This window comes from Streptomyces sp. SID4985 (assembly GCF_009863025.1).
In the GTDB taxonomy this organism is placed as follows: Bacteria; Actinomycetota; Actinomycetes; order Streptomycetales; family Streptomycetaceae; genus Streptomyces.
Window position 1 is genome coordinate 1 of the sequence record NZ_WWIR01000587.1, and the last position, 9,455, is coordinate 9,455.

The 9,455-nt window shown below is 73.2% G+C and carries 8 protein-coding genes and 1 pseudogene; 7 read left to right on the top strand and 2 right to left on the bottom strand.

Annotation, left to right across the window (positions count from 1 at the left end):
• A pseudogene (locus GTW40_RS25350) lies at positions 1-640 on the top strand (hypothetical protein); the annotation flags it as partial.
• A 76-nt stretch (positions 641-716) separates the two neighbouring features.
• Here the strand turns inward: GTW40_RS25350 and GTW40_RS25355 are convergent.
• Positions 717-1,574, bottom strand: coding sequence for a hypothetical protein (locus GTW40_RS25355; RefSeq protein WP_161182484.1), 858 nt, complete (start codon positions 1,572-1,574; stop codon positions 717-719).
• 71 nt (positions 1,575-1,645) lie between these two features.
• On the opposite strand from GTW40_RS25355, the gene GTW40_RS25360 reads away from it, so the two are divergent.
• The 4 genes from GTW40_RS25360 to ilvD all read left to right on the top strand — a co-directional run bounded on the left by GTW40_RS25360 (position 1,646) and on the right by ilvD (position 6,160).
• The gene (locus tag GTW40_RS25360; protein WP_161182485.1) at positions 1,646-2,578 is read left to right on the top strand and encodes a Ppx/GppA phosphatase family protein; all 933 of its coding nucleotides are present in this window, start codon (positions 1,646-1,648) and stop codon (positions 2,576-2,578) included.
• A gap of 247 nt (positions 2,579-2,825) precedes the next feature.
• Positions 2,826-3,560 (top strand): sugar phosphate isomerase/epimerase, encoded by a 735-nt coding sequence (locus GTW40_RS25365; protein WP_237525678.1) that lies wholly within the window; start codon positions 2,826-2,828, stop codon positions 3,558-3,560.
• Positions 3,557-4,162 (top strand): TetR family transcriptional regulator, encoded by a 606-nt coding sequence (locus tag GTW40_RS25370; RefSeq protein WP_161182487.1) that lies wholly within the window; start codon positions 3,557-3,559, stop codon positions 4,160-4,162. Before GTW40_RS25365 ends, GTW40_RS25370 begins: the two co-directional genes overlap by 4 nt.
• Positions 4,163-4,306: 144 nt before the next feature.
• Complete coding sequence (ilvD, locus tag GTW40_RS25375; protein WP_161182488.1) at positions 4,307-6,160, top strand: dihydroxy-acid dehydratase; 1,854 nt, start codon at positions 4,307-4,309, stop codon at positions 6,158-6,160.
• 49 nt (positions 6,161-6,209) lie between these two features.
• On the opposite strand, the gene GTW40_RS25380 is transcribed toward ilvD, so the two are convergent.
• Positions 6,210-8,321 (bottom strand): serine/threonine-protein kinase, encoded by a 2,112-nt coding sequence (locus tag GTW40_RS25380; RefSeq protein WP_161182489.1) that lies wholly within the window; start codon positions 8,319-8,321, stop codon positions 6,210-6,212.
• Between the two features lie 180 nt (positions 8,322-8,501).
• Here GTW40_RS25380 and GTW40_RS25385 point away from each other — a divergent pair, with 180 nt between their 5' ends.
• Together GTW40_RS25385 and GTW40_RS25390 are read left to right on the top strand one after the other, a co-directional pair.
• Positions 8,502-8,747 carry an SH3 domain-containing protein gene (locus tag GTW40_RS25385; RefSeq protein WP_161182490.1) on the top strand — a complete coding sequence of 82 codons (246 nt, stop codon included), beginning with the start codon at positions 8,502-8,504 and terminating at the stop codon, positions 8,745-8,747.
• Positions 8,748-8,791: 44 nt separating this feature from the next.
• Entirely contained in the window at positions 8,792-9,304 is a 513-nt protein-coding gene (locus tag GTW40_RS25390; protein WP_161182491.1) for an EamA/RhaT family transporter, read from the top strand.
• Positions 9,305-9,455: the final 151 nt, after the last annotated feature.

Sequence of the window (9,455 nt, forward strand, 5' to 3'; positions counted from 1 at the left end):
CGCGCCCGGCGCGAGCGGCCCGGACGCGCTCGACGGCGACCGCTCCGGGGCGTACGAGAACGCGGGCAACGCGAGCGTGACACCCGAGCCCCGGCCCAGCGGCCAGGCCGACCCGGACGTCTCCGTCGAGGTGGTCAGCGTCTCCGGCGCGGGCAAGAAGGGCGCCGGACAGCTCACCATCGGCGCGGCCACCGAGGGCGACACCACCCTGATCACGCTGCGCGCCTCCGGCTCGGGCCCCGTCCACTGGTCCGCCACCACCCGGCAGCCCTGGCTCTACCTCAGCCGCTCCTCGGGCACCCTCGCCCCCGGCGAGGCGCTCACGGTCCGGGTGTACGTGGACCACCTGCGCGAACCCGCCGGGCACTGGCGCGCCCGGGTCGCCGTCGCCCCGGCGGGCGCGGTCGTCACCATCACCGGGTACGGCAGGGCCCGTACGACCCCGCCCCCGACCTCGGCCCCGCCCAGCAGCACACCCCCGGCCTCCCCGACCCCGCCGCCGACCACGGACCCGCCCACCAGCGAGCCCCCGCCGAGCGAGAGCCCGAGCCCGGACCCGCCGGACCCGGAGACCTCACCGCCGCCGACGCCGACACCGCCGCCGACGGAGGTGGACCCGTCGGTCCCGGAGGCCGACTGAGCGGGGGCCCGTCCACCCGGCGGGCCCCGCTCAGTCGACGGGCCTCGCTCAGCCGGACTTGATCAAAAAGGTGCCCTCAGCCCGTCTCGCCCGGCCGCGCCGGGTCCGCCGGGTGCGGGGCCACCAGCGGCAGCCGCGAGGCCAGCCGCTGTTCGCACAGCTCGACCAGCCGGTCGTAGCCCGCCTTGCCCATCAGCTCGGTCAGCTCGGCCCGGTAGGAGACGTAGACCGGGTCGCCCGCGCCGTGCGCCGAGGTGGCCGACGTGCACCACCAGTGCAGGTCGTGGCCGCCCGGACCCCAGCCGCGGCGGTCGTACTCGCCGATGGACACCTGGAGGACCCGGGTGTCGTCGGGGCGGTCGATCCACTCGTACGTCCGCCGGATCGGGAGCTGCCAGCACACGTCCGGCTTGGTCTCCAGCGGCTCGCGGCCCTCCTTCAGAGCCAGGATGTGCAGCGAGCAGCCCGCGCCGCCCTCGAAGCCGGGGCGGTTCTGGAAGATGCAGGAGCCCTGGAAGGGGCGGGTCTGCCGGGAGCCCTCGTCGTCCTCGGCGATCCAGCCACCGCGCTGTCCCTCGTCGTGGTGCTGCCAGATGTCCGGGGTCAGCCGGGCCACGTGCCCCGCGACGCGCTTCTCGTCGTCCTCGTCGGAGAAGTGCGCGCCCAGCGAGCAGCAGCCGTCGGCCGCGCGGCCCGCCTGGATGCCCTGGCAGCCGCTGCCGAAGATGCAGTTCCAGCGCGAGGTCAGCCAGGTCAGATCGCAGCGGAAGACCTGCTCGTCGTCCGCCGGGTCGGGGAACTCCACCCACGCCCGCGCGAAGTCGAGCCCCTGCTCGTCGTCCACCGGTGCGGCGTCCTTGCGCCTCTTGGACACTTTGTCCGCCTTGTCGTGCTTGGCGGCCTTCTCGTCCTTCGCCTTTTTCGTCTTTGGCACGGGTCCAGGGTAAGTGGACGGAACCCCTGATCGGGGCCGTCGGGGGAGGTATTGGCAGTAGCGTTCCGTACATGAGACTCGGTGTCCTGGACGTGGGTTCGAACACGGTGCATCTGCTGGTGGTGGACGCCCATCCCGGCGCCCGCCCGCTCCCCGCGCATTCGCACAAGGCCGACCTCCGGCTGGCCCAGCTGCTCGACGGGGACGGGGCCATCGGGGCCGAGGGGATCGACCGGCTCGTGGCGGTCGTACGGGAGGCGCTGGAGGCGGCCGAGGACAAGGGCGTGGAGGACCTGCTGCCCTTCGCGACCTCCGCCGTGCGCGACGCCCGCAACGCCGACGACGTGCTCGCCCGGGTCGAGACCGAGACCGGCGTACGGCTCCAGGTGCTCAGCGGCGCCGAGGAGGCCCGGCTCACCTTCCTCGCGGTGCGCCGCTGGTTCGGCTGGTCCGCCGGGAAGCTGCTGGTCCTCGACATCGGCGGCGGCTCCCTGGAGGTCGCCTACGGCCTGGACGAGGAGCCGGACGCGGCCGTCTCCCTGCCGCTCGGCGCGGGCCGCCTCACCGCGGGCTGGCTGCCGGGCGACCCGCCCGACCCGGACTCGGTCCGCGCCCTGCGCCGTCACGTCCGTACGGAGATCGCCCGCACGGTCGGGGAGTTCGTCCGCCACGGCGCCCCCGACCACGTGGTCGCCACCTCCAAGACCTTCAAGCAACTGGCCCGTCTCGCGGGCGCCGCGCGCGACGCCGACGGCCTGTACGTCCAGCGGGAGCTGAAGCGCGAGTCCCTGGAGGCATGGGTGCCACGCCTGGCCGCCATGTCCGCCGACCAGCGCGCCGAACTCCCCGGCGTCTCCGAGTCCCGCTCCGGCCAGCTCCTCGCCGGCGCCCTGGTCGCCGAGGGCGCGATGGACCTCTTCGGCGTGGAGAGCCTGGAGATCTGTCCATGGGCCCTGCGCGAGGGCGTGATCCTGCGGCGGCTGGACCACATGGGCGTGGGGTGAGCCGACAGGTGCCCCGCACCGGGCGCCGCGTGCCCGCCCCGCACCGGGCGCCGCGTGCCCGCCCCGCACCGGGTGCCGTGTGCCTGCCCCGCACCGGCCGCCGTGTGCCGCCCCACACCCGCCAGGGGACGCCCGACACCCCCCGCACCCCACCCCGTAAGGTGTCCCCGTGGCTGAACCAAGGGACGTGAAGGTCGCCCTGTCGACGGCCTCCGTCTACCCGGAGTCGACGGCGACGGCCTTCGAGATGGCCGGGCGCCTGGGGTACGACGGGGTCGAGGTCATGGTCTGGACCGATCCCGTCAGCCAGGACATCGAGGCCCTGCGCAGGCTCTCCGACCACCACGGCGTGCCGATCCTCGCCGTGCACGCGCCCTGTCTGCTGATCACCCAGCGGGTCTGGTCCACCGACCCCTGGACCAAGCTGCGCCGCGCGCAGTCGGCCGCCGAGAAGCTGGGCGCCTCCACCGTCGTCGTCCACCCGCCGTTCCGCTGGCAGCGGCAGTACGCCCGTGAGTTCGTCGAGGGCGTCTGGCGCATGGCCGACGAGACGGACGTGCGGTTCGCCGTCGAGAACATGTACCCCTGGCGCTACCGCGACCGCGAGATGCTCGCCTACGCCCCCGAGTGGGACGTCACCAAGGACGACTACCGGCACTTCACGATCGACCTCAGCCACACCGCCACCGCCCGCACCAGCGCGCTCGACATGCTCGACCGCATGGGCGACCGGCTCGGCCACGTCCACCTCGCCGACGGGCGCGGCTCCGCCAAGGACGAGCACCTGGTGCCGGGCCGGGGCACCCAGCCCTGCGCCGAGCTCCTCGACCGGCTGACCCGCACCGGCTTCGACGGCCATGTCGTCCTGGAGGTCAACACCCGCCGCGCGATGTCCAGCGCCGAGCGCGAGGCCGACCTCGCCGAGGCCCTGGAGTTCACCCGCCGCCACCTCGCCGCCGACATCCGGGTGCCCCGGCCATGAGCGACGGCACCGCGCGCCGCCGGGGACGGCCCCCGCGCACCGAGTCCGGCGACACCCGCGACCGCATCCTCGCCGCGGCCCGCGAGGAGTTCTCCGAGCGCGGCTACGAGAAGACGTCCGTCCGCGGCATCGCCAAGGCCGCCGGGGTCGACTCCGCGCTGGTCCACCACTACTTCGGCACCAAGGACCAGATCTTCGAGGCGGCCGTCACCGTCTCCTTCGCGCCCGCCCTCGCCGCCCCGGACGCCATCGTGGAGGGCCCGCTGGACACGGTGGGGGAGCGGTTCACCCGCTTCGTCTTCGGTATCTGGGAGAACCCCGCGACCCGTGCCCCGCTGCTCGCCATCGTCCGCTCGGCGGTGAACAACGAGGCCGCCGCCGCCGTCTTCCGCCGCCTGGTCGCCGCCCAGCTGCTGCACCGCATCGCCGGGCGCATCGGCGGTCCCGACGCGGAGCTGCGCGCCGAACTGGCGGCCGCGCAGCTGGTCGGTACGGCCATGCTCCGGTACGTGATCAAGGTGGAGCCGCTGGCCTCGGCGGACGTGGAGCGGATCGTGGCGCGGCTGGCGCCGGTGGTGCAGGGGCATCTCACGGGGGAGTGAGGCCGGGGCCCGGCGAAGTACCCCCGCGGCAAGACATCCGTCCCGCATTCCGGACACATCGTCCCGAGAGCTGGATGACCGGCGTACTCTCGGCAGCAGTCAGAGGCCTCTCTGACCCGTCATTCCTTGAAGGAGCGAGCGACGATGCCCGAGCTGAGGTCCCGCACAGTCACCCACGGACGCAACATGGCGGGCGCCCGCGCCCTTATGCGCGCCTCGGGTGTACCCGGTGCGGACATCGGCCGGAAGCCGATCATCGCCGTGGCCAACTCCTTCACCGAGTTCGTCCCGGGCCACACCCACCTCCAGCCGGTCGGCCGGATCGTCAGCGAGGCGATCCGGGAGGCGGGCGGCATCCCGCGCGAGTTCAACACCATCGCCGTGGACGACGGCATCGCCATGGGCCACGGCGGGATGCTCTACTCCCTGCCCTCCCGCGACCTGATCGCGGACTCGGTGGAGTACATGGTCGAGGCCCACTGCGCCGACGCCCTGATCTGCATCTCCAACTGCGACAAGATCACCCCGGGCATGCTGATGGCCGCGCTGCGCCTGAACATCCCGACGGTCTTCGTCTCCGGCGGCCCCATGGAGTCCGGCCGCGCGACCCTGGTCGACGGCACCGTGCGCACCCTGGACCTGGTCGACGCGATCTCCGACGCGGTCAACGACAAGATCTCCGACGAGGACATCCTCCGCATCGAGGAGAACGCCTGCCCGACCTGCGGCAGCTGTTCCGGCATGTTCACCGCCAACTCGATGAACTGCCTGACCGAGGCCATCGGCCTCTCCCTGCCGGGCAACGGCTCGGTCCTCGCCACGCACACGGCCCGCAAGGCGCTGTACGAGAACGCCGCCCGCACGGTCATGGACATCACCCGCCGCTACTACGAGCAGGACGACGAGACGGTCCTGCCCCGCGCGATCGCCTCCTTCCAGGCGTTCGAGAACGCGATGGCGCTGGACATCGCCATGGGCGGCTCCACCAACACGATCCTGCACCTGCTCGCCGCCGCCCAGGAGGCGGGCGTCCCCTTCGGCCTGGAGCAGATCGACGCCGTCTCCCGCCGCGTCCCGTGCCTGGCCAAGGTCGCGCCCAACGTCGCGAAGAGCCGCACGTACTACATGGAGGACGTGCACCGCGCGGGTGGCATCCCCGCCCTCCTCGGCGAACTGCACCGCGCCGGGCTGCTCAACGAGGACGTGCACGCGGTGCACAGCCCGTCCCTTTCCGACTGGCTCAAGACCTGGGACGTGCGCGGCGGTTCGCCCTCCCCGGAGGCCGTCGAGCTGTGGCACGCGGCGCCCGGCTGCGTCCGCTCCGCCGAGGCCTTCTCCCAGTCCGAGCGCTGGGACTCCCTGGACGACGACGCCGAGGGCGGCTGCATCCGCTCCGCCGAGCACGCCTACTCCAAGGACGGCGGCCTCGCGGTCCTCAGGGGCAACCTCGCCGTCGACGGCTGCGTGGTGAAGACCGCCGGTGTGGACGAGTCGGTGTGGACCTTCGAGGGCCCGGCCGTGGTCTGCGAGTCCCAGGAGGAGGCCGTCCGCCGCATCCTCACCCAGGAGGTCAAGGACGGCGACGTGGTCGTCATCCGCTACGAGGGCCCCAAGGGCGGCCCCGGCATGCAGGAGATGCTCTACCCGACCTCGTACCTCAAGGGCCGGGGCCTCGGTAAAACCTGCGCCCTGATCACCGACGGCCGCTTCTCCGGCGGCACTTCGGGCCTCTCCATCGGCCACGCCTCCCCGGAGGCGGCCTCGGGCGGCACCATCGCCCTGGTCCGTGACGGCGACCGCATCCGCATCGACATCCCGAACCGCTCCATCGAGCTCCTCGTGGACGACACCGAACTGGCCCGCCGCGACGAGGAGTTGGGCGGCGTCTACGCCCCCGCGAACCGTGACCGCAAGGTCTCCGCCGCCCTGCGCGCCTACGCCGCGATGGCCACCAGCGCCGACCGGGGCGCCGTGCGTGACGTGAGCCTCCTGGGCTGACCCGGGGACATCGAGAGGGGCCGGTGTGCGACACCGGCCCCTCTCGCCGTCACCAGCCCGACGGATCGCGCGTGTTCCGGGCGAACACCGTGCCGTCCGGAGCGGACGCGTACACCGTGTCCCGCGTCAGCACCGGCACCGGCGTCTCCGCCGCCACCCGGTCCGTACGCGCCCCGAAGCGCGGCAGTGTCTGCCCCGCGAGGCTGCCGTGACGGGCGTCCACCGCGAGCAGCCGGCCGTCGGCGGCGGAGAAGTACAGATACCGGCCGTCGGTGACCAACCGGGAGCCCCGGCTCACCGAGGTCTCCAGATGCCACAGCCGCCTGCCCGTGCCCATGTCCACGGCGTCGAGGCCGCCGCCCGCCGAGAGCAGATACACCACCCCGTCCCGCACGACGGCATGGGCGTCATGGAAGGGGACCGTGAGCGAAGTGCGTTCCACGGTCCTGGACTTCACTCTGTAGCGCACCACCGCACCGGTGTCGCCGTAGACCAGGTCGGTGTCGAGGAAGTAGGCGAACCCGCCCTCGGCGCCCACCGGTTCGAGCACACCGGACAGCCGGGCGCTCCACCGCACCTCCCCCGAGGCGGGATCGAGCGCGGTGACCCGTGTCCCGGTCCCGTCGGCGGCGACGGCCGACGCGTAGGAGGTCGTGTCCCCGGCGCCCGATCCGAAGGTCTCCAGTCTCGGCAGCACATGGTCGGGCAGCGACCGGTGCCACAACTCCCGCCCCGACGCGCCGTCCACACCGGTGACGCCGCCGTCCGCGCGGCTCACCAGCTGTGTGCCGCCCGCGAACCGCGCCCCGCTGTCCGGAGGCAGCTGCCGTCGCAGCCGTGTGGCGCCCGAGGCCGGGTCGAGTGCCGTCACCCACCCTTCCTGGTCCCGGAGTTGGAGCAGTCCGCCGGCGACGACCGGCGGATCGCTCCACCGCGCGCCCGGGAAGGAGCGCTGCCACGTCACCGAGCCGTCACGCGGATCGAGCCCGGCCGCAGTGCCCGGCGCGACACAGAGCAACAGGCCCGCGCCGTCAGCGCATTGAAGTGATCCGGCGTCCCGCGCGATCGACGCGGACCGCCAGTCGGTGACCCGGTCCTCGGTGGCCATCGGGCGCACCCGGGGCGTCTCCGGTCCACCGCCGGACCACTGCGCCGAGGCGGCTCCCGCGACCGCCGTCACCGCGAGCGCGCCCGCCGCGAGGGCGACCCGTCCCCGGGTCCACCACCGCAGGCGCCCGGGAGGCTCCTCCCCGGCCTCGGCAGCCGCTTCAGGTGTGTCGTCGGTTCCGGCGCCGTCCCGCTGAGTCGGTATGAACGCCTGCGTGTCGTAGGACGCAGCCACCGACCGCAGCGCGCGCAGGAGTTCGTCGGGCGTGGGCCGGTCCTCGGGCTCCTTCGCCAGACAACGCAGCACCAGGGGAACGAGGTTGGCCGGAACCCCGGTCAGATCCGGTTCGTCGTGCACCACTTGGTACGCGACGACATAGGGGCTGTCGGAGTCGAAGGGGCCGCGTCCGGCCGCCGCGTGCACGATCACCGAGCCGAGCGCGAACACGTCCGCCGCCGGGCCCACTTCACGCGGCCGACGGAACTGCTCGGGCGCCATGAACGGCGGTGTCCCTATCAACTTGCCGGTCTCGGTGCGCAGTTCGCTGTCCTTGGGGCGCGAGATGCCGAAGTCGATGACCTTCGGGCCGTCCTCCGCGAGCAGCACATTGCCCGGCTTGAGGTCCCGGTGCACCACACCGACCCGGTGGATGTCCCGCAGCGCCTCGGCGAGCCCGGCCATCAGCCGCCGTACCTCGCCGGGCTCCATCGGGCCGTTCCGCTTGACCTCTTCGGCGAGCGTCGGACCCGGGATGAACAGCGTCGCCATCCAGGGCCGGTCGGCCTCCGGATCGGCGTCCACCACGGGCGCGGTGAAGGCGCCGCTGACCCGCCGGGCCGCCGCCACCTCCTGCCGGAAACGCCCCCTGAACTCGTCGTCCCGCGCGAACTCGGCGTGCACGACCTTCACCGCGAGCCGCATCCCGGAGCCACTGCGGGCCAGGTGCACCACGCCCATGCCGCCCGAGCCGAGCCGGGACTCCAGGTGGTAGTGACCGGCGTACTCCGGAAGTTCCGGTTCCGCACCGGGTCCGGAGCTGCGCTGTGGCGCCATGGACCACCCCCGTGCTGTCGGTCGCGCGCGCGTCGCTCGGAGCCTAGTCGATCGCCCGTGCGACACGGCTCAGGCTTGCTAACCTCCGCACACGAGTCCCGAACGTCTGTACGGAGACCCGCTTCCGAAGCATTCACCGGCGCCCCGGACCGGCCGCGGGCGCCATGGGGGAGGTACACCATGTCCTACGCCGTCGCCCCGGGCGTCCGCCTGAACGTCCGCAGCGGACCCGGCACCGGGTACGCCCTCATCCGCGTCCTGCCCGAGGGTGCCCAGGTCACCATCAACTGCCAGAGCCCGGGCACCACCGTCAACGGCTACTACGGCACCTCGAACATCTGGGACAACATCGCCTCCGGCGAGTTCGTCTCCGACGCCTACGTGCACACCGGCAGCGACGGCTACGTCGCCACCCGCTGCATCTGACCCGGCCCACCGCCCGCCGTCCCCCGGCCGCCATAATCGTCCCCGTGAGCGACGAAACCGGCACCAGCCCCGAGACCCGCGCCGGGGGCGGCGACGCGGGCCCCCGCCCCGAGCCCCTGCGCTTCTACGGCACCTCCTGGGTGGACCGCACCAACGGCTACGCGGCCCGCCGCGCCGGCACCGCCCTCGGCGCCGTCGCCGCGGCCGCCGTCTCCTGCCTGGTCCTGCGCTTCGCCTACCAGGGCCTCCAGATCGCGGGCACCGGCTCCTTCGTGACCGTCCTGGTCGTCGGCATGTTCGCCGTGTGCAGCGCGCTCGCCTTCGGCAACACCTGGCAGAGCTACGAACGCCGCCCCGACCCCGGCCGCCAGGCATCCTTGCGCGGCCTCCTCACCATCGGTTTCGTCGGCTCGCTCGTCGCCTACGCCTGCCGCTCCTTCCTGGAGGCCCCCGGCGAAAAGCTCGCCCGCGCCGAATACGAGAAGGCCCGCGCCGAATACGACCGCACCCGCTCCCGCCGCACCGGAAACCCGGCGAAGAAAAAGCGCGGCAAGTAAAGGAACCAGGGGCACGGGGCCGCCGAATATCCCCTGTCCCCTCCCGCCCCACCCCGCGCACCATGGTCGGCATGACCACACGCGAAGCCGCCCAGGTGCCGCCCGCCTCCGCCCGCGCCCACTCCTTCAACGCCGCGGCCGCCCAGTACGC